Genomic DNA, 20,288 nt, shown 5'->3' on the forward strand with positions numbered 1-20,288 from the left:
GTTCGACATCAAAAGATGCCAAACTCTTCGTTTTCCTCGTAGGAGAGCACAGCCTTCTCGGCCTCAATCTTCTCGATTTCCTTGGCCTTGACTTCGTCGCTGGTCTTCTGGGCGATCACGGCTTCAAGGATCTCGGTCAGCTTCTCGCCTTCCAGATTGAACAAGGGAGCCACCGCAGGGCCGACAAGCGGAAACGTGTAGTCCAGCTCCTTCGGATCCATTTCGATGAACTCGTATTCCTGGCTATCTTCCGGCGACAGGCCGAAGATCAGCTTTCCGCGCTGGCCGACGTAGCAGTATTCCAGCTTGAAGTTCCAGCCGGCAATGAGCGGCTTCTTCTTGAACTGACCGTCAGCATATTTCACCGTCGCAGTCGGCGTTCCATCGACCTCGAAGAACTGGTCGCCCAGCTTGGCAATGATTTCCTTGCCGCACTGCTCGATAAATTCCTTCGTTTCAGCGGAGACGGTCGATACGACAGGACGCTTTCCCTTAGCCATTTCGATAATCCTTTCGATAAATAAGTGCTTACTTACTTTATAGCGCAAATGACGCTGGGATTGCGCAATTTTTGCGCGGTCTAGAAGCTATCTTAAATCATTTCTACCTCGCGGTTACAGCTAGCAGTTGACTCTACATTGTATTTAATTACGTAATAGAAACACTAGGCAACGGAGTGAAGATAATGGCAGTTGACCGTAGCATTCACGTAGAGCTTTCTAGCCCAGAAGTAAAAGATTTCCTGAAATCTGGGATGCCTTCTTACCAGTCTCCAATTGATATTGATTATCTAGTCAAAAAGAAGCTCAAACATAGCGGCGACAGGCCAACTCCGCCAGGTGTAAGCAACACATCAGTCAGTGCGTATTTGTTTTTGCAGCGTAATTACAATATTTACGAAAACGGAATTTACAACGGGAAGCCTCGGTCAATCTATATCGGCAAGGTTAGCACGACTGTTACAGTGAAATTTTCGTTGGTTATCAGATACATTGCAACCTTACTTATTTTGGAAGCGCTGGAGCCAAGTAAGGCAGCGTTGATCTCCAGCGCCTTCGGTTCATTTAATCCCTCGTCTGATGGCTCGATTGAGGAGTTCATCACGAAGCACGCTAGTGTAAATGGAATAAGCGAGAAGGACTTCGAGCTGATATTCCGATACGAACTGGTTCTGATGGGGCCGCCAATATTAGACCTCGCTCAAGACGAGCAGATCACCAAAATGTATACGCAAACGGAGCAATTCTCCCTCGTCTACGTCGGCGAGGACTGGATTGACTCCCCTAATATACCTCCCAACAAAAACGTTCTTCCAATCAGGCCGGGAGAAGATCCACAACAGGCGGTTGACAATGCCTTGGCACAGGATCGAGAACGCTTGCAGGGCCAGGGGTGTGAAGCACTCAGAACTATCAATAGACGCATCATTCGCTTACCAATTCCATCTTTGGTTGAACTAAAGAAAGAGAATGAATGCCATTGGGAAGAGAACGACTGCTTCAAGACGCGGGTTTGCCTCGATGTTCCGTATTCTAAGGAGACCTATCCCGTCCTATACGCCACCCTAATCTACTCGGCAGACCAAGACGGAATCGTCAACATTCTCGAACACTGCCTACAAGACGCTGCAATCGCTGGCATTGTGGTTGGTGCGGTATCTCAGAATCTTCCAGCCGCGATAGCGACCTTTCAGGGGCTATTCCTGGCTTGCCTGAAGTCCCACGCCCTAGAACTCTTTGCTTGTATGGTTCCTGATCTCAAGTTGGTTTCCGAGGAAGGAGATTGGCACAGGGTTTTCTAGTCAAACTTTATGACTATGAACTTGTCTCCGAAATCCGGGTGGTCATGTCTTCCATCTTCTCGATATTGATGACCTGGCGAATGTGATCGCGCAGCTCATTGTGGCTGATGATGAATACGGAACCGCGTTCGCGCGCCTTGTCCTCGAGCACGATCATGAGGCGCTCCAGACCGGCGGCGTCCAAGGCATCGTCAATTTCGTCACCGATGAAGAGTTCGATCGGCTTTGACGCACGGGTGGACACCAGATCCTGAAGGGCGAGGGCTGTCGCAATGCGCGCCTTGCGCTTCTCGCCGCCGGAGATCAGACCGAACTTGCCGCCGCCCTTGGCGTGCGTCACGTCGATGGTGAACTTCTCCTTCAGCACGCCCTTGCTGTCCGGGGTGAGCGTTGACCAGGTGGCTTCCATATTCCCATCGGAGAGCGTCGTGAGATACTTCGCCGTCTGCTCATTGAGGAACGGTGTCACCTCGTCGAGGATATGGGCGCGCACACCAGCAGGCGAGAACACCTTCACGACCTCCGCTTCGACGGCGTAATCGGTTTCAGCTTCCAGGTAGCGCTGTTCGATCTCAATCAGCTTATCCTCGGCCGCCGTGATATCCGCCTCGAGCTTTTCCTTCTGTGCGTGATACGGATTGACCTCGGCCGTCAGCGCAACCATTCGATCACGCAACGCCTTTGCCTGCGTTGTGACAGACGCCTGACGTGCGACAAGAGCGTTCACGGCTGAACGCATAGAGACGTATTCAGCGCGCTGGGCTGCGACCGCGCTGATGTCAGTCATCGACGCAGCGAAAACGTCCCGAACGCTCTCAGCGCGCGCCTGTGCGTCAACGGCGCTATCGTGTTCTGTCTTCACGCCAATCAACTCCTCGGCCTTGAACTCAAGCCGGCTTTCGGCACTCGCTCGGGCAGCGCCAAGCTCTGCTTCTGTCATAGGTCGGCCGCACTCACTGCAAGGGCAGCCGATCTTGTGACTGATCCGGCTGATCTCCGCCTCGATGATCGAGTGTTCCTTGGAAACGAGCGTGAACTTGTGGATTGCAGTGTTGACCATACCTCGCGCTTCGGCGACGGCGAGATCGTATTTGCGCAGCTCGGCCTGTTCCGACGTGACAGCGGCGACCTTGTCGTCGCATTCCTTGATGGACGCATCCAGGGCGGGAATGTCGAAGACGGCGATGTCTTCCTGCAACCGCTTGAGCGCCGGGATCATGACGCTGATCTGGGTCTTGATATCTTCACGCCGAACGTCGCGGTTTTCGTCCCAGCCAATGATCTGGGTTTCAACGCCATCCAGATGACCCTTCATCAGGTCGATCGTGTGGGATGCACGGTCACGCTCTGCGGAGATTGCCAACATCTTGGCGTGAACAGCGGCCGCATCTTCGCGTGCCTTCTTGTAGGCAGCTTCCAGAACCGTTGTTCCGGCTGCTTCCTCGATCAGCATCTTGAGACCCTTGTCGGTCATCGCCGGAAGGTCAGGCATCTTCTCCTGGCCGGCGTAGATCGAGCCTGCGAACACGTCGAGCGAACAACCGATGATCTGGTTTGCGACCTCCTGGGTCAGCTTGTCAGTGCCCTTCGTGAGATCCGTTTCGGTAGTGCCGTCGGTCATGACGATCTGCAAGGAGTTCTTGAAGACCTTGTGCTTGCGATGGCGGGTCGCGACGTAGGTGATTGGGCCATCGATGACCGTGGAGCGCACGTAGCAGTCTTTGCCGGTCAGGTTGTTGATGATGTCGTCGCCGGTCTCACCGCGTGCAGTGACGCCGAACCAGCACCAGCACAGCGCATCCGCGACCGACGACTTGCCGGTGCCGTTCGACAGCGCCGAGGTGTCAGCGTGATTTTCACCCATGATGGCGACCAGGCCGCGATCGGCGAGGTCAATGGTGGCATCGGTGATCGCCAGAAAGTTATGGATGACGAGTTCGGGGAACTTCATTGTTTATTCCTCAAAAAGCGGGTGATCCATCTTCTTCAGGATGGCATTGATGCGCTTGACTTCAATTCTATATTCGGAAGGCTCGACGCGCGCCGGGACAGTGGCGCGCATACAGGCAAGTCTGCGGTGCAGCAGCTCACCAAGGAACTCGACTTCCGGTTTGTTGAGGGTCTCCACCATAAAGCAATGACCAGATGCGAATGTCGGATGCGATGCCGTCACTTCATATTCCTTTTGATGAGGTCGAGCTGGAGCTGTTGCGCCCGCGCAAGACGCTGAAGGACGTAGCGAACACCCTCCATGTCGTTCGTTTCGTATTCGATGATGTAATCGAGCGAGGCTTCGTCCTTGCGGGCGATTTCGTCAGCGATCGCCTGGTTTTCACGCTCACGCCTCTCTTCTTCCTCGCGACGGCGTTCGTCGCGCTTGCGCCAATCCTTCGTCATGTGTTGAGCGCTGCGGCGAGGTCTCCAGTGGCAGCTGCGGCTGTGACCTTGGAGACGAAAGACTTCCCAGCGCGGCGTGAGGACATGACGATCTTGACATCGCCCTTCTTTATACCGCGACCGCCCAGCTTCAGATCCGGATCGACGTGGTATGGTTCGATCGACCAGTTCCCGAACTTCCTGTAGCCATCAGCCGTGGACTTCGGGATACCAGTGATGCACTGCTGGATCTCGGTCTCGTATTCGCCAGTTTTGACGCCGTGTGCGTCAAACTGACTAACAACGTTCTTGGTTGTGAAGCGGACTGTCACAAGCTGCATGATGTCTTTTCCTGTATAATTTCAGTCACTTGATACACTTTCGCATATCAACTGCTGGGAAGCGTCAGGCTTCTTCGTAAACCAGCTGGGTAGCGCTCAGAACTTCGGCTGAACGCTTTGCGACACGGTCAACATCTACGTGATCGGGTAGGGTCTTCAGGCCACGGACGTAGGTCTCAACGGAGTCATTGAGCGATAGAGCCTTGGTGGGACCAGCCGAAGGGCGTGTCGCAGCGGTTGCCTTTGGCACCTCGATGGAGGTGCCTAGCGCGCCCCACGCACGGAACTGATTGCGCAGTTCAGTGATCTGGGACTGCAACATCGCAGGGCCACGAAAACGGACATAGTTGTTGAGGCACTCGGCCTCCATTTCCAGCTCATCCATCACCGACACATCGATGAACTTTGGGGCCATCGTATCGTGCCAGGTCACATCGCCATCATTAACGGTGAGGAAGCCAGCCTTGGTGTTCACATCACCCCAATTCTGGTGTGTGGTGGCACCGATCGACCAGATATTCCCCATCCGCTTGAAATTGTGATAATCCCCGGCCATGACGTTGCGGAAACCGAACTCAGCCAGCATTTCGTGCGTGAGGCCGTGAGCAGATACACCGGACAGAACACCATCAATACCGGCGTGAATGAATACGTCCATCTTGGCAGCACTCGGATGCGCGGACATATTCTTCAGGTCGGACAGAAGCTCTGCCATCGTGTAGCGCCAGGGCACGAAGCCAAAGACGTCACCATCAATTTCAACCACAGTTGGATCATTGAAGATGCGGAACTCTGTGCCTTCAAGGGAGATTTCCTCGAGGTTCTGGATCGATGACGACAGCTTGGTGCTGGTCTTGGACTTCATGTCGTGGTTGCCGGGGATCGCGTAGCAGCTGATACCCGATGCGAGGATCTGCTTGAATGTGTCGCGAACCGGGTTGATGACTTCTGGATCAATCGAGCCGCGTGTGTGGAGGATATCGCCACCGATGATGAGCGTCTTACCACCCATCTTCTTGACGGTGTTTGCGGCGCGCAGCAGCTCGTTGAGAATGATTCGGAGGCGCGAGTTCACGCCGTCCGGATTGATCGTGGAGAAGACGCTCCAGGCGTTTGCGTGAATGTCAGATACGACGCCGTAAATCATGCTGTCCTCGCGTAAGTAAATACTTACTTACTTTATAGCGTGATCTCACATGGGAGTGCGTAGGTGATGTGCGAAATTACTTGATCTTCATCGGGGCGTATTTCACCCGGAAATAGGCGACATTCAAGTAGCGCTGGAGTTCGCCGCCGCGTGAACGGTAATCATGGAACCGGACCAACAGCGGGTTGAAGAAGTTCTCCAGACTGGTCATGTAGTGGTCCCTGGTGTCCTTGACGCGGACGCCTACCGTCTCGATACCGCGACCGCGCAACATGCGGAGCGTGTCGTCATCGAGTGCCCATTCGAGCTTACCGGCGGCTGCCGCAGCGGAGAGGGACTTCTCACCGCCACGGAAGAAATGATGCTGGAAACGGAGCGCGATGTAGATTTCCGTGCCGTCAGACAAGGCGTAGATGTTGCCGTAGTGCCGGCGACCCTTCTTCACTCGCACGAGCGGGCGGATTTTCTTCACGCGGGGCATTTAGATCTCCATGCCATTCCCAGATACCTTGGGCGCCGCGAACCGGGATCGGTGTTGGTAGCTCAACCATGTTGATGAACTGCCAGGCATAGAAGCCTTCTTCCCAAAACCCGTATGTCTTCTCCTCTTCGGAGACATCGTCCATGTATTCTTCGGTCATCAGCACGCTGTCTAGGAGCGTTCCATAGCCAAGAAGGCATCCGTTAGGTAGCTCCTCGAGCGGCGGCATACCTGTGCGGGTGTAGTAATGGGCGAACTTCTCGTCGGCATAAAATTCGTGACCGACGGGCTTTACGGTTTTGGTTGAGGCGATGCCGACTATCTGTCCGATGACGGATCGTGGCGCGGGCCAGGTTCTTGTTTCGTTGACCTTAAAGCCCTTCACCTTCAAAGAGGCAAAGGGCTGTGATATGGATATTACCTTCATGTATCGTGCCCGATCTGTTTCGCTATTTTCTTTATAGCAGATCGGGCACGGGATGCTTGATCGGGATTAGAACTTGTATTCGATCGCCTCAACGAGATCAAAAGGATCAATCTCTTTCAAGGTAGTCTTGCCGTCGTCTTCTGTGGCTTCGATATGAATTACGCGGACCTTTTCACCCTCGGCTGCCTCAAACCGGAGCCGAATGACTTCATCAGTCGTAGCGTCCATCGCCACCAAAGCATTCCTGATAGTGATCGAGCCTAGCTCCTGCTGGGCAGCCTCAAGGACTTGTTTGAATTCGATTTCGTAGCGCAAATACGCATTGTTGGCTTGCGCAATACGATGTTCAACCATTTTCAGTATATCGGTGGCCTCGCCATGACGTATGGCCTTTTTGCCAAGCGAAAGGATGGCTTTCTCACGTTCAGCTTCGCTCGTTCCAGCGATCACGAACGCCGTCCCGACTTTGAGGTTATACTGGCGAGGTTCCGTGCCGAGGCGAGTATTAGGTTCAAACACAATGTTTGCAGTTTTCATGCCGTTCTCCTTCTGGTAGGCGCTGCATATTTAGGTGCAGCGCCTACTGATTTTAAGCCTACGCCGCTTCAGCAAGACCCTCTTCGTCGGTGTCAACAACAGCGACCACAGGCGGCTCATACTTGGCCGGCAGACGCGCCTTCAACTTATCATAACCAGCAGGGCCTTCCGCCTCGATCAAGCGTGCCAGAGCTTCCTTGAAGATCTGCTTGCCTTCCCAGATGACCTTGCCGGGACCAGGCGTCTTACCGTCGGCAGCCTTTTCATCGAAGCAGTTCTCTTCGGCGAGGAACTCGACCAGCGATCGTTCCTTATCGAAGCGACCAGTGCCGTCAGGCTGGTAGACGAAGCGCCACTTGGCTTCCTGGAACGGCCGGCTGATCTTGTTCTTCATGAACTTGCCGGTGACTTCCTGACCGATGATGCCATCCTTCGGATGCTTGATCTGCGATGCAGACAGCCACAGGCGCCACGAGAAGTAGAACGCGGGTGCATTGCCCCCGGTGGACTTGCGCGGGTCGCCGAACTTGACGTTGATATCCGTGCGCAGCTGGTTGAGGAAGATGGCAGCGATACCGAGCTCCTCGACGTGCTGGTTGAATGCCGGGAACGCATTGGACGTTGCGCGGGCGAGGGCGGTGTTATCGTTCATGTTGCGATCCTCGAGCGACTTCTCGCCGACGATCTTGCCTGCCTTCATTTCGTAGAGCGCCGAACGCGGAACCATCGCGGCCAAGCTATCGAACACCCAGCAGATCGGCGCGTCCTTCGGGATCAGCTTCTTCTCACGGATGATGGTTGCGGCGACGACGCAAATCTGAAGGCTCTCTTCAAAGGTGCGCGGCGTGCGATAGATGAAGCGGCCGGGAGTGGTATCAAGGCCGAGCTTTTCAGCCAGCTTGAACGACAGGGAACGTTCGTGATCGCCGAAGCCCGCTACACCGCCCATACGCTGCGCGCACGCCATGATCTCGGTAGCGATCGCGGTCTTGCCGGCAGATGGAGGACCAGCGATTTCACCCATGCGCCCAACGCCGATGCCGCCATCCCAATCGGACGATGCGCCGTGATTGAGGGGAGGGAACCCGGTGTCGAGATAGGTCTTCACTGTCGCTTCGTTGTCGTTCTTGCCGATTTCGCCGACAAGGGCCTTCATGATTTCTTCTGCGCTGCTCAATGGATTCTCCTTATGCGGCGAGGTCGCCGATGCTTTCAATTTCGCGGAATGCCGGGAACACACGGAGCCAGTCCGCGAGCTCCTGTGTGATGGACTTGAAGAGAAGGACTTCGCAGAACTGGTGGAACTTCACGTAGGAAGGATCGCCCTTGTCCACGACCAGGTTGAAGGGAGCGGGACGCGCCGGTGAGCGCAGATCCATCAGCTCAATGTTGCGCTTAAAGGTGATGCCCTTTTCCTCGTCTTCGACCAGGTTGCGGAACTTCTTCGGCAGCTTCTTCACATCGATGGAGGTGCCGAGGAGTGCTTCGTTCAGGAAATTGGAGAACGTGCCGTATTCGTTGATGAAATCGACTGCGCCCTTCTGGCCGATGCCACCGACGCCGGGAACACTGTCGCCAGCGTCACCGCAGAGCGCCTTGACCTGAACGAACTTCTCGACGGTATCAACGCCGGTCAGCTCCTCGAACATGGTCTTGGTGCCTTCCTTGTTCATCTTGGTCGCATTGACCATCCGGCCGTTGAGCGGATCCTTCCAGGACACGTTCGGCCCGACGAGCTGAAGCCAGTCCTTGTCACCGGTGAGGAGAACGATCTTGCCGCCCTGTCCGGAGTAGCGATCGGTGAGGATGGCACCGAGATCGTCAGCTTCCATGTTCATGGCTGAAACCTGCGGAATACCCAGGAAGCGCAACGCCTTCTTGATGTAGGGAGCCTGCTTCTTGTAGCCCTCCTTCATCGCCTTCAGCTTGATCTCGGCCTTGGTCTCTTCGCGGTCGCGAATTTCCTTGTAGGTTGGAAACATCATCTTGCGCCACGAAGCGCCGTCCCACAGAACGATTGGGGAATAGGTCTGGTAGAGCGCGATCTCAGACCGCAAACCGCGCAGGAAGCCATAAATGGCCTGGACATGCGTGCCGCCGATCGAGAGCTGGGCTCCATTATTGTAGTAGTGACCGAGGCTATTTCCGTCGATCAGCAAATAATTCTTGGACATGAGAACCTCAACTCAGATAAGAGGCCCTCGTGCGGACCTGGACAGTTAGCACGAGGGCCAAAGGTGAAGCCTCAGAACGCGACTTCTGAGGCTCCGGTCATGTCGCGGGAGGGACCGCGACTGACAGATCACATGAGGCCGTCAAGCTCAGCGAGGATCGCGTCCTGCTCTGAAGTAGGCAGCGAGGAGATACCGGAAGTGGGAGCCGCGGATGCAGCGTCTACGACCGGTGCCTTTGCTGCTTCAGCAGCAGCTTCCATCGCCAAGAGTTCAGCTTCCGCTTCCTTCTGACGGGCGAGGATTTCGGCGCGCTTTGCAGCGACCGGATCAACTGCCGCAGTCTCTGCGGTAGTCGTGCTTGCAGCAGCAGCTGCTGCGGCAGCCCTCTTGGCAGCAGCGACCCGTGCGGCTTCAACCTTTGCGGCTTCGGCTTCAGCGTCTACCTGCGCACCATCGACGGATGCCGAGGACGAGGTGAGTGCAGCAGTCGGCGTCTTCACGCCAGATGCACCCGTAGGACCGCCCAGGCGGGGAACAGCAACACCGGCAATCTGCGCGATGAAGTTGAGCGCCTTCTGTTCTTCACCGCGGAAGAAGTTCGATGCGATGAAGGCATTGAGGTCGGTCGCACGCTTGACGGTTTCCAGCGGGACAGCCTTGAAAGGTGCCGACGGGATGACCGGAGCGATTGCAACGTCGTAGTTGGTGTTCAGACCCTTGCCAGTGCGCGTGATGACGATATCAGCGCCTTCGTTCGGGTCGGTGATGTCCTGACCGGCATCTGCGTAGAGCATGATGAGGTCGAGAACCTTGCCCCATGTGGTCGGGGTGAGTTCGAGGACTTCGGTTTCGTCACCGTCGCGATTGATAACGTTGACCAGGACCGACTTGCGGGCCTTCCACTCCTCGTAGAGCTTCTTGGAGTCTTCGTCGTGGGCCGAATTGATAGCCATTTCGATCGCGGTGTTGATGACAGACGGCTGCTGATAAACGGTATCGCAGTCGCCAACGACAGCTACGGGCTTGTCGTTCTTACCGGGCTTGATCCAGTGAACGCCGAGGTCGGCCCAGAACTGACCACCTTCAGGAACCCAATCGGCCTGATCGTTGGTCGGTGCCAGCAGGCGGTAGACGTTGCGTCCGTCCTTGGGCTTGGCCGAGGAACCGGAGTTGCCTGCATACTTGGCCTTTGCAGTCGAGACCATCTTACGGAGTGCGGGATTAAGAGCCATTGCTTTGTGCCTTTCGTGCTTTGCGCTTTGGTGCTTTGTGCTGCCTTCACTGAAATCAGTATTTCAGTATCTAGCTATTTCTTTATAGCGAACTTTGATGTGGGGTCGCTAAGGTAGCTCGCTTTTACGCAGCCTCTACGTCGGCTTCCGTCTTGGAGACTTCAGCGTTGGTGTTGGCGGAACGTGGGGTGCGAACCAGACCCGAATTCTTCCAGTTGCTGGACAACTTGGCGGCTTCGTCAGCTTCCTGGCGTGCCAGCTCAGCAGCCTTGGCGGCCTTCTGGGCGCGCTTTGTTGCCTTGTCGCACTTGCCCTTGTAGATCGTTTCCAGCTTGTCGAGATCGCGGACGACCTTGCTCTGGCGGGCGGTAACGCTGTCGATAGTCAGCTCGAGGCCAACCAGCTTGCGGAGGTATGCGATGATTGCGTCCATAAGGATCGTCCTTTGAAGTTTCACACGTTGTAAGTAAGTGCTTACTTACTTTATAACGCAAATGAAATGGGATTGCAGAGAATTATTCGTCGGTTGTGTGACGATTGCGGATTGCCGAGAGCGCACGCTCGCCCTGGATCTTTGTTGCCTCTTCACGGGCATTTGCAACGCCGATCTTCAACTCACCCTTCATTTCCTCGCGGGAAATCAGACCGAGCTGGACCAGCATATCGCGGCGGTGGCGGAAGCTTTCGACGGCGATCTTACCGGTCGCCTCGATGCGCTTTGCGTCGTTGAGTGCCTTCTTCATGGCGATGACGCGGGGATGACGTGCGATCTTCTTTTCGAGCATCGCTTCCGTCACCTTCTCAACCGGAGACTTGGTGGCAGCGGCTTCTACGGCGGCCTGGTTGGCAGCGGCGCGCTCGAGCTGATAGACAGCCGCTTCGGTGTTCTCGAGCAGCATCTTCACCACATCAACCTGCTTTGAGGCTTCAGCCGCCAGGACGCCGTAGTGGGAGAACATTGCTGCCTGCTCCATCATCGCCGAGGACAGATCGTTGCCGTTGATAGCCTGATCGCGGCGCAGCAGCTGGGCATCGATGAAGTCCTTGACCTGATAGACGGTCGCTGCCGTCGCGGGATCAGCGGTCGTGGGGGTCGTCATTTTCTTCTCCTTAAAATTCACCGAAGCCATCGACTCCGGCATAAAGTTGCTCTTCCTTATCTCGCTCCAACGCCTTGTCGAAGGCACTGGTCAACTTGCTCCCGGCGACCGCGCCTTGTGTCCAGCCGCTCAACAGATTTACCATCTGGCGCTCAACGTCCTGCGCTAGAGACTCGCGAAGACCCTCCATCGGGTCATCTGAAACAATCTTGTGTTCGACATCGGTGACAGGCAGATCCTCGTAGTAGAGGAGGTGATCGCCCGGCACTGCCGGGATATCCTCTGTCCTTACCCACGCGCTCCAGCCAGCCGCAGTCTTAACGCGCGTCATACGCCTCCGCTCGACCGTGGCAGTGACCGTGCTCATGCCAGCAAGTCCGCGACTGAGCCGAACACCTCATTCATGTTCACCTGCTTGTCCGGATCATGGTAGATTTCACCCGGTGAGAAGCCGATAATCAGATTGGCGTCATACTTCTTGGAGTAGACCACCTTGCCGGCGCTGTCGGATGCCTTGCCCTTCAGGTCAGGCAGGAAGTGGCGAACGCTCATCGAACCAAGCAGGACGATGATTGCAGGCTTCAGGATCTCGATCTCGCGCTCCAGATATGGCGCATAGGTCGCGATCTCGTCGGGCGACACCTGCTTTCCACGCTTGGGGCGCTTGATGAGCGATGTCCAATAGGCGTTGTCACGACCCAGACCGACTTCGGACATCGCCTCGATGACGCTGATGCACGACATGGAGTGACCAAGGAAGCCCTGGCCGTCGTCCTCGTTGTTTGGCGCGTCCTGGATCAGCATGAAGTCAGCGTTGCGGCCGAACGACGGCTTGACCGGCATTCCATCGACCTGACCAGAGCCGGGGCCGTGATCCGTGCGATATTCACCAACCAGCACGCCGATATCTTCCTTGGCGTCCTTGCTCGTATCCATTTCGCGGTCGATCGGCACATGCGCGGCGACAAGACCTGGCAGGAGCTCGATCTGATCCTTGATGCGCGTGGGATCGTTTGCCGGAAGCTGACCTACCTCGATGCGTGAGAATGCACCGACGAGGTCGAGCGCCGTCTGAACCTTGATGTTGCAGACGCGGCGCTCAACTCGGCCGATGAAATCTGCCTTGCTTTCGAACGGCCCAGCCTCACGCGCCTTCATGATCGCGTTCGTTGCCTTGTCCGACAGGCCCCTGATCGCCTGAAGCGGCATAACCAGGCGCACGTCAGTCGCAATCTCGAACCGGTTGGTTGAGATATTGATATCCGGGAAGCCGACATCGATCCCAAAACTCTTCGCATCGCGGATGATGCCCGGCAGCTTGTCCTCACCCAGCACGGTCAGAGCTGCGGCATAGAATTCGACGCCGTAGTTCACCTTCAGATACATCGCCATATAGGAAACGAGCGTGTATTCGACCGAGTGGCTCTTGTTGAAGCCGTAGCCGGCGAAGCCTTCGATCTTGTCGAATAGCGCGCCTGCCCACTCTTCAGTCGCCTCGATCGTCGCAACGCAGCCGTCACAGAACTTCTGACGCTCCTTCTTCATTTCCTCGGGCAGCTTCTTACCCATGATCTTACGGAGCTTGTCAGCGGCCGCACCAGAGTAGCCAGCGATGACCTGGGAGATCTTCATAACCTGCTCCTGGTAGACGATGACGCCGAAGGTTTCCTTCAGCACATCTTCCATGAGCGGATGGTCATATTCGACCGCCTCGTGACCCTGCTTACGCAGATAGAAGCTGTCCATCATGCCCGACTCCATCGGACCAGGACGATAAAGAGCGGTTGCGGCCGTGATGTCGTCAAAGGTAATGAGGCCGTCAGAGCCGAGCTCCTTGAGCAGGCGGCGCATACCGCCGGACTCGAACTGGAAGATAGCCGTCGTGTTGCCCTTGGCGAAGTTCTCCAGCACCGCAGCGTCGTCAAGCGGGATCCGCCCGATATCGATACGCTTGCCGGTGCGCTCACGAATATAGGTCAGCGCCGTCGTGATAAGGTCGAGCGTTGTGAGGCCCAAGATATCCATCTTGACCAGGCCCTGATCTTCAACGATCCGCTTGTCCCAGCAGACGACATTGCCATCCTTACGCTTTTCGACAACCGCACGCTCCACGAGATCGACACCACCGACGATGAAGCCGCCTGCGTGCTTGGAGAAGCCGCGCATAGTGCCTTCAAGACGTTCCATGACCGGCCAGAAGTCGGGGTAGTTGGTCGCGAATGCGTCGATCTCTGGAACCTTTTCACGCGCCTCGGACAGGGTGAGATCGTTACCGTGCAGCTTGGGAACGAACTTCGAGACAGAATAGTCCTTCTCGGGAATACCAGACACGCGCCCAACGTCGCGGAGTGCCGACCGGGAGCCGAGCGTGCTGAAGTTGTTGACGCCGGCCGTGCGGGCAGGGCCATACTTCTTGGTCAGGTATTCAAACACCTCGTGACGACGGGTAGACATGAAGTCTAGGTCGGCGTCGGGCAAGTCGATACGTTCAGGATTGATGAAGCGTTCGAACAGTAGGCCGAACCGGATCGGATCGCACTCTGTGATACCCATCAGATACGCAACGAGGGAGCCACCGACCGAACCACGACCAGGTCCAACCATGATGTCACTCGACTTGGCGAACTGAACCACGTCCTGCACGAGCAGGAAGTAGCCGGAGAAGTTTAATCGCTTGAGAACTTCCAGCTCATATGCCAGGCGCGGCTTATAGACTTCCACCAGCTCTGCCTGTGTCGGGGTGTGCCCAAAGACATCAGCGGCGAAGCGCGTCTTCCAGCCCTTCATGCACTCGATCATAACGGCATGAAATTCGTCGTCAGCCATCTTGGGGAGAGAAACCTCTGCCTTCGACCAGACATAAGTGACCGCCGCAACCAGGACGCCCGTGTTGAGCAGACCTTCCTTGAAGCGAGCCGTTACGTGACCGATATCAACACCGCGCTGACCGAGGTGCTGGATCGCCTTCTTCATTTCACCGACGAGTTCCGGCGTGCTCATAACGTGCATGTCGCGGTTATGGCGAGACTTGAACCAGCCATCGGTGATCTTGTGGTTCTCAGCCACGGCCGTCATGATTTCCTGGCTGTCGGCTTCGTCCTGACCGTAGAAAGCAGGACGCACAACAATCGGCTTCGCATAACCAGTGCCGATCGCACCCAGCGCCAGCTCATTCAGCCTGCCATAGTAGGGCGTATTGACGGGCACGAGGGGCGCATAGGTGTGACGGCAGAAACCACCGATCACGGCGACGATGTTTTCAGCAGCTGGATGCTCCAGAACCGAATGAGCGTCACCCAGGACCACTGCGAGATCCTCGCCGTGCGCACGCAGTTCGGCATAGAGATCATCAAAGCCAAGCTTTGGAACATAATAGTAACGACCCGGCGCTGGTTCACCAGTGGCAGGATCTACGGACTCGTCTTCATTGGCGAGCGTCAGCAAGCGGAAGATCGCCTTCATGCCTGGCTCGGTCAGCGCATAAAGCGTGAGGAAGTAGAAGCGTGGCATGTCCTTCTTCTTCTCACCTGGACCTGGGCGCCAGCAAGGATTGTCGCTCAACCGCAGACGGACGCCGATGATTGGCTTCAGATCAGCCTTCAAAGAACGGTTCGTGAAATCAACCATGCCGGTGATAGACATTGTGTCTGTCATGGCGACGGCCTTGGCACCGGCATCAACCGCGTGCTTGACCAGAAATTCGGTCGTGAGGATGCTTTCACCGACTGAAAAATCGGTGCGCGCTGCGAGAATTGAGTGCATGATTAACCCTTGCGGATGGAGATAAGACCGTCACGGTTTTCGACCGCGCCGACATGGGTGAGCGCCTGGATTGCCATCCGGGCATGTGCGTCGGCTGTGCCCTGCTGCCACTCGAACTTGGTGGCATATGCAGTGGCGAGACCCTTGGCAGACAATGGCTGCGCTAGTCGCAGAAGCAGGTGGCAAGCGAGCTTCATAAAAGGAATTGCAGAGCCGAACGGGTTTTCACCGCGTTGCAAGCTGCCGACCACGTCATACTGACCGCGATCGAGGCGGGCGACGAGCTCCTGTGTCTTCTTAGGCAACGACAGGGCCGCGGGATTGACCGGAGCGGCTTCATCCTTTGCCTTGACCTTTTCGGCGTTCGCCTGAATGGCCGTCGTGACCCCAAAACGCTCCCGGAGCGCAGCCTGAGCTACGAGGTGGACTGGCTTGCACGCTTGGGCGAACTTGCATCCGGAGCAGGCGACATCGCCTTCCTTGAATGCAAGAGCGGAGCCGAAGCAACCGGGAGAGAATGGAGGAATGAAAGTCATGCTGCTACCTGATTAGAAATGAGCTCACCGATCTGGGTCACTTCGTCCATGATCTGCTTGCGTTCGGTTCGTGAGGCACCCATGAAGTCGAAGACCATCGGTGTCGTAATGCGGTGTGCAGTCGCGAAAGTGATCCCACGCTCTTTCGCGTATTCTGCCTTGTCCTCGAGGCGGCGAACCTCCTCGATCAGATCCTTCGGCTGTTCCTTCAGGATCGTGATGAACTGCTTGGCGCGCGGTGACAGACGTGTCAGCGCATAGGCGAAGCAGCTTTCTTGTTCGACCTCCGTGTCCTGACGGGCATTCGGGTCAGCGACAACATCAGCAAGCGTTCCAACGCCGCCCATGTCTTCGCCTGTCTCTGTGCCATCGAGCGACAGGGCGATGGTGCCGTCATAAAAACGCTCGAAGTTCTTTTCGATGTAGCGGTTGATATGACGCTGCATTCCCAGGTGAAGGTAGGTCGAGAACTGCGCACCGGCTGCCGGGTCGTAGCTCTCACAGGCCTTGCACCACGCGATCCAGAGCTCCTGCTTCACATCATCGATACTGTGTGACCTGGCGCCCAGCTGATGCAGCCGGCGCAAGACCTTGGAGGAGAACTTCGAGATAGCCTTTTCGCTATCCTTTGGATCGCGATATTGGATGCGCTGTGCCATTAGTCGAACGCCCGCTGCATATACTGGTCGAGCGTCTTCTTATCGACACGCGACAGACGGTTGGTGAATGCGAGCTCCATGCCCAGCTGCCATTCGCCGCCGTAGGCGATACCAAGCTGTGAGGCATTGATCATTTCACGCGGCGACACCGTCGCGCTGATCTTTCCGTCGCGGAACATATCGCGGATCTTGCCGGCGAGCTTGACGATCTTGCCTGCGGCGACCTTGTCGATCTTGGTGCGCGACACGAGGATTGCTTCCTCGATCTTCGGCTCCATGTATTCGACTTCGACGGTGATACCGAAACGCGAATAGTTCGCAGAGTTCTGGATCATCGTGCCCTGATAGAGACCAGTCTCGTCGCCGGTGCCGTTTGTGTTGCCGGTTGCGACGAAGCGGAAGTCAGGGTGCGGCGTGATCTTGCGGAAGTGAGCCGGAGCGTCAGCGATCAGAAGCGGCTTGCCTTCCATGACCGGCTGGTAGACGGCCAGAACGGACGGCATTGCCACGTCGTATTCGTCGGCGCAGTAAACCCAGCCGTGGATCATCGCCATTGCGAGAGGGCCAAGCTGGTAGATGGTCGAGCCATCCTTCACTGTCCACTGTCCCAGGACATCGGACTCCTGCATGTTGATGGTGTGCTGCTTACGGATGAACGGACGCTGGGTGCGCGCGCAGACCTGCTCGATGACCGAAGTCTTGCCGGTGCCGTGATAGCCCCAGAGAAGAATGTTCTTGTTCAGCGCCAGACCGGTGATGACCTTCTTAAGAAGATCGATGTTCCAGACATACTGGTCATCCACCGCTTCCAGATAGTTGATGCTCTCCATGTCATGACCTGAGAACACGTCCACGCTAATGGGTAGCTTCTTCTTGTTGAGTGTTGCGGGTGGCGGCGTCGCACCCAGCTCGAAAAGCTCAAACATCGGAACCTTGCGGGTTTCGAATGCCGTGTGGACGAAGCCAACCTGGACTTCAGGCTGTCCTGCGATCGTAGCTGGCGCAGCAAGCTTTGGGGCGGCTTCGGCCTCTGCCTTTGCAGCAGCCTTCTTGGCGACTTCCCGCTCATACATGATGCGGCCGTGTTCGGACATCAGCGGCTCGCCAGGAAACTCAGCCTTGTAGCGCTCGATGGACCAGTCAGGGTGGTTCTGTTTGATATGCGCCTGCACGAAGTGGACGCGCACGTTGTCAATTTGGCAAACGATCTTACCGTCCGTCGCTGGCGCGACGGACATTTCAGCAGCTTCGCTCATTGAAATTTCCCTCAGATTGTTTAGCGATTTCGCGTTTCGCTAAGTATGTGTTTACTTACATTCGACGTGGGACGCAATACGAAAAATAAGTATGTGTTTACTTATTTTTTCGAGCCAAATGAAATCACATCAGGAGCTTCTTGATCTCCGTCATAACCTCGTTGGGTAGCTCTTCCACGTTACGGAGAACCACATGCTTGCTGTAATATTTGCGCACAGAGCCATCGAGAATGCCGATGCCAATGCACTCAATTCCCTGCTTTTCAAGCTGGCGCGTCACATAGGATAGGTGAGGGCCGCTCTTGTCGGATCCGGCCGGCTGCCCATCGGACAGAACGATCATCACCTTGCGCTTTTCGCGGCGCTTCATCAGACGCTCGGCGGCATATTCGAGGGACTCGCCGTCGATGTTGCCGTTCAAGCCGTTCTGCGCGTTCATCATATAGGCGAACCGGCGCTTGACGGTCGCATTCAGGCGCTCATCGAACGCCTTGTAGATCGGGATCATGATCGGCTCGATTCGATCATAGTTGATCTTGGACTTCTCGATGTCAGCCTGCATGGCTTCGCGCAGCGAGTAGGGCATGTCGGAATAGTCGCCGGACGTGAAGCCGAGGACTTCGTGCGGGATCTTGACCGCATCAAGCGTAGCCATCAGCGCGTAGGACGCGATCATGGCGAGCTTCATCTTTTCGCCCCACATGGAGCCGGAGTTATCAGCCAGAAGGCAGACAGCCGTGTCCTTCGATGTGTGTTCCTGCTTCTGCGAGAACACACGCGGGTCGCCCTGGCTGACGCGGAACAGCGACGGAGAATGGAGCTTGCCGCGCTTGTGACCAGGTGTGCGGATGACGTGGCTCTGCGAAGCCATAATGCGCTCGATATCCTTGCGCATCTTGGCTGTCATCTGGCGAACCTCGTCTTCCATCTTCGGAACCCAGGTCTCATTCATTTCATCTGGTGGCTCAATGGGCTCGATGCGATCGGCTTCACGGGTGAAGACCAGATACTGCTTCGGATCCATCGCCAGGACCGCTTCTTCCGAGATCAGAATACCAATCTGGGATGACATATCAGCTTCGTCAAAGGCGTCTTCGTCAAAGTCGAAGAGGCTCTTTGCGGCTTCGTTACCGACGCCACCGCCATGACCACCCTTGGACTCGTCACCGTCTTCGTCAACGTCGATATTACCTACGCCGCCGCCTTCATCACCTTCCGAACGGAAGCCCGAAGAGCCGCCATCGTCGCTATCGTCGCCGTGCGTGTCGTCGTCATCATCTTCACTGACGTCGCCGCCGGCCGAACCAGGCGGTGTCCAGCCTGCGCCTTCTTCCTCATCGCTGCCATCTTCGCCTGCGCCATCAGTGTCATCCTCCTCGGGCTCGGGGGGCGAATGGAGTGCAGAAGCAAGATCGCCACCATCGACTTCGGGCATGTCATCATCGGACGACGACGGTTCATCATCATCGTCATCAGTGTCGCCACCGGAAGTGTCTTCTTCCTCTTCCGTCTCTGGCTCAGTGGTCTTTGCCTTTCCAGGCGTGTCGTCTTCATCATCGTCCTTCCCGACGGAGCCGGTCTCTTTCTCACCGCTCTCGGCTGGTTCGGTGTGATCGCGCTCGCCAGTGCCGTCACCTCCGCCAGCCTCTTCGTCGGGCTTGTCTTCCGGCTCGGGATCGGCCGGCTTGGCAGATGGCTTCTTTGGGGACGACGGCGCAGCTGCTTCATCACCTTCCTCTTCCTCGGAAGGATCGGGCTCTGGCGGGGCAGGTGGGGCAGGCGGCTTGGGTGGGTAAAGGATCGCGTGCATTTCTTCGGCGATCGCAAGTGTCTGCTCCGTGTTGGAACAGCTCTTGAGGAGCTCGATCGTCTCGGGCTTGAGCTGACGCACCACGTCAGCCACATACTTGTTCTTCCAGTAGCCGCCTTCGTCCATCCACTCGATCATTTCCTCATGACCGCCGAGGGCCCGCATGGTGGGAACGAGGAGATAGATAAACTGCTTCTTTTCATCCGCGCCGGCCGACTTGACTGCAGGCTCGGTGATGCGGGACAGGAAGTATTTGCGAGTGCGGCTGATGTTGCGCTTGGAGCCAGGGAAGGTTTTGCCCATTTCCCGCTCGATCATCACGTCTTCAACGATGTTGTGGGAGTTCATGAACTGCTGAACCGACACCTTGGCGAGATCCTCGCTTGTTGGTGCGCGACCATAGAAGTTCCAGTCCGTGTGTAAGACGTGACCGACTTCGTGATCGATGAAGCCTTGAATGGCCTCAATGAAGTCGGGCTTGGCGTTATCACTGATGTTCGGAATGTTGACGATTTCGGGCTTGCGCGTCTTAGTGTTGGTTTTCACATACGCCTGGCTTCCGCGCTGAGTGACCGTCAGTCCTCGGCCGGCAAGCATAGGCACAAGCTTCTGCACTACTTCCCGAAGTTCAGTGATTTCTCTATTCATT

General features: G+C 56.3%; 21 protein-coding genes. 1 reads left to right on the plus strand and 20 read right to left on the minus strand.

Annotated elements, in window-relative coordinates:
- Positions 1–8 precede the first annotated feature (8 nt).
- A complete protein-coding gene (locus tag ACQZ51_RS20865; protein ID WP_448780185.1) occupies positions 9–500 on the minus strand; it encodes a hypothetical protein in 492 nt (163 codons plus the stop codon).
- Between the two features lie 185 nt (positions 501–685).
- Here ACQZ51_RS20865 and ACQZ51_RS20870 point away from each other — a divergent pair, with 185 nt between their 5' ends.
- Complete coding sequence (locus ACQZ51_RS20870) at positions 686–1,801, plus strand: hypothetical protein (protein ID WP_448780187.1); 1,116 nt, start codon at positions 686–688, stop codon at positions 1,799–1,801.
- A gap of 13 nt (positions 1,802–1,814) precedes the next feature.
- On the opposite strand, the gene ACQZ51_RS20875 is transcribed toward ACQZ51_RS20870, so the two are convergent.
- From ACQZ51_RS20875 to ACQZ51_RS20965, 19 genes are all read right to left on the minus strand, one after another.
- A complete protein-coding gene (locus ACQZ51_RS20875; RefSeq protein ID WP_448780189.1) occupies positions 1,815–3,752 on the minus strand; it encodes an AAA family ATPase in 1,938 nt (645 codons plus the stop codon).
- Positions 3,753–3,755: 3 nt separating this feature from the next.
- Positions 3,756–3,974, minus strand: coding sequence for a hypothetical protein (locus tag ACQZ51_RS20880; RefSeq protein ID WP_448780191.1), 219 nt, complete (start codon positions 3,972–3,974; stop codon positions 3,756–3,758).
- On the minus strand, positions 3,971–4,198 hold the full coding sequence (locus ACQZ51_RS20885) for a hypothetical protein (RefSeq protein WP_448780193.1): 228 nt from the start codon (positions 4,196–4,198) through the stop codon (positions 3,971–3,973). Before ACQZ51_RS20885 ends, ACQZ51_RS20880 begins: the two co-directional genes overlap by 4 nt.
- On the minus strand, positions 4,195–4,518 hold the full coding sequence (locus tag ACQZ51_RS20890) for a hypothetical protein (RefSeq protein WP_448780195.1): 324 nt from the start codon (positions 4,516–4,518) through the stop codon (positions 4,195–4,197). Before ACQZ51_RS20890 ends, ACQZ51_RS20885 begins: the two co-directional genes overlap by 4 nt.
- A 64-nt stretch (positions 4,519–4,582) precedes the next feature.
- Positions 4,583–5,665: a metallophosphoesterase gene (locus tag ACQZ51_RS20895; RefSeq protein WP_448780197.1), complete on the minus strand. Its 1,083-nt coding sequence runs from the start codon at positions 5,663–5,665 to the stop codon at positions 4,583–4,585.
- Between the two features lie 76 nt (positions 5,666–5,741).
- On the minus strand, positions 5,742–6,146 hold the full coding sequence (locus ACQZ51_RS20900) for a hypothetical protein (protein WP_448780199.1): 405 nt from the start codon (positions 6,144–6,146) through the stop codon (positions 5,742–5,744).
- Positions 6,064–6,573, minus strand: coding sequence for a hypothetical protein (locus tag ACQZ51_RS20905; RefSeq protein WP_448780201.1), 510 nt, complete (start codon positions 6,571–6,573; stop codon positions 6,064–6,066). The genes ACQZ51_RS20900 and ACQZ51_RS20905 overlap by 83 nt, the downstream gene beginning before the upstream one ends.
- 66 nt (positions 6,574–6,639) lie before the next feature.
- Positions 6,640–7,110 carry a hypothetical protein gene (locus tag ACQZ51_RS20910; protein WP_448780203.1) on the minus strand — a complete coding sequence of 157 codons (471 nt, stop codon included), beginning with the start codon at positions 7,108–7,110 and terminating at the stop codon, positions 6,640–6,642.
- 58 nt (positions 7,111–7,168) lie between these two features.
- On the minus strand, positions 7,169–8,287 hold the full coding sequence (locus ACQZ51_RS20915; protein ID WP_448780205.1) for a hypothetical protein: 1,119 nt from the start codon (positions 8,285–8,287) through the stop codon (positions 7,169–7,171).
- Between the two features lie 10 nt (positions 8,288–8,297).
- Complete coding sequence (locus tag ACQZ51_RS20920; RefSeq protein WP_448780207.1) at positions 8,298–9,284, minus strand: 5'-3' exonuclease H3TH domain-containing protein; 987 nt, start codon at positions 9,282–9,284, stop codon at positions 8,298–8,300.
- Between the two features lie 128 nt (positions 9,285–9,412).
- Positions 9,413–10,516, minus strand: coding sequence for a hypothetical protein (locus tag ACQZ51_RS20925; protein ID WP_448780209.1), 1,104 nt, complete (start codon positions 10,514–10,516; stop codon positions 9,413–9,415).
- Between the two features lie 124 nt (positions 10,517–10,640).
- Positions 10,641–10,949: a hypothetical protein gene (locus tag ACQZ51_RS20930; protein ID WP_448780211.1), complete on the minus strand. Its 309-nt coding sequence runs from the start codon at positions 10,947–10,949 to the stop codon at positions 10,641–10,643.
- A gap of 82 nt (positions 10,950–11,031) precedes the next feature.
- A complete protein-coding gene (locus ACQZ51_RS20935; RefSeq protein WP_448780212.1) occupies positions 11,032–11,616 on the minus strand; it encodes a hypothetical protein in 585 nt (194 codons plus the stop codon).
- A gap of 10 nt (positions 11,617–11,626) precedes the next feature.
- Complete coding sequence (locus ACQZ51_RS20940; protein WP_448780214.1) at positions 11,627–11,983, minus strand: hypothetical protein; 357 nt, start codon at positions 11,981–11,983, stop codon at positions 11,627–11,629.
- Positions 11,980–15,378 (minus strand): DNA polymerase III subunit alpha, encoded by a 3,399-nt coding sequence (dnaE, locus tag ACQZ51_RS20945; protein WP_448780216.1) that lies wholly within the window; start codon positions 15,376–15,378, stop codon positions 11,980–11,982. Before dnaE ends, ACQZ51_RS20940 begins: the two co-directional genes overlap by 4 nt.
- A gap of 2 nt (positions 15,379–15,380) precedes the next feature.
- Positions 15,381–15,914 carry a hypothetical protein gene (locus tag ACQZ51_RS20950; RefSeq protein ID WP_448780218.1) on the minus strand — a complete coding sequence of 178 codons (534 nt, stop codon included), beginning with the start codon at positions 15,912–15,914 and terminating at the stop codon, positions 15,381–15,383.
- Positions 15,911–16,573 (minus strand): sigma factor, encoded by a 663-nt coding sequence (locus tag ACQZ51_RS20955; protein WP_448780220.1) that lies wholly within the window; start codon positions 16,571–16,573, stop codon positions 15,911–15,913. Before ACQZ51_RS20955 ends, ACQZ51_RS20950 begins: the two co-directional genes overlap by 4 nt.
- Entirely contained in the window at positions 16,573–17,829 is a 1,257-nt protein-coding gene (locus tag ACQZ51_RS20960; protein ID WP_448780221.1) for an AAA family ATPase, read from the minus strand. The genes ACQZ51_RS20955 and ACQZ51_RS20960 overlap by 1 nt, the downstream gene beginning before the upstream one ends.
- Before the next feature lie 124 nt (positions 17,830–17,953).
- Complete coding sequence (locus ACQZ51_RS20965; RefSeq protein WP_448780223.1) at positions 17,954–20,287, minus strand: cobaltochelatase CobT-related protein; 2,334 nt, start codon at positions 20,285–20,287, stop codon at positions 17,954–17,956.
- Between the last annotated feature and the right edge of the window lies 1 nt (position 20,288).

Source organism: Agrobacterium sp. CG674, from assembly GCF_053521645.1.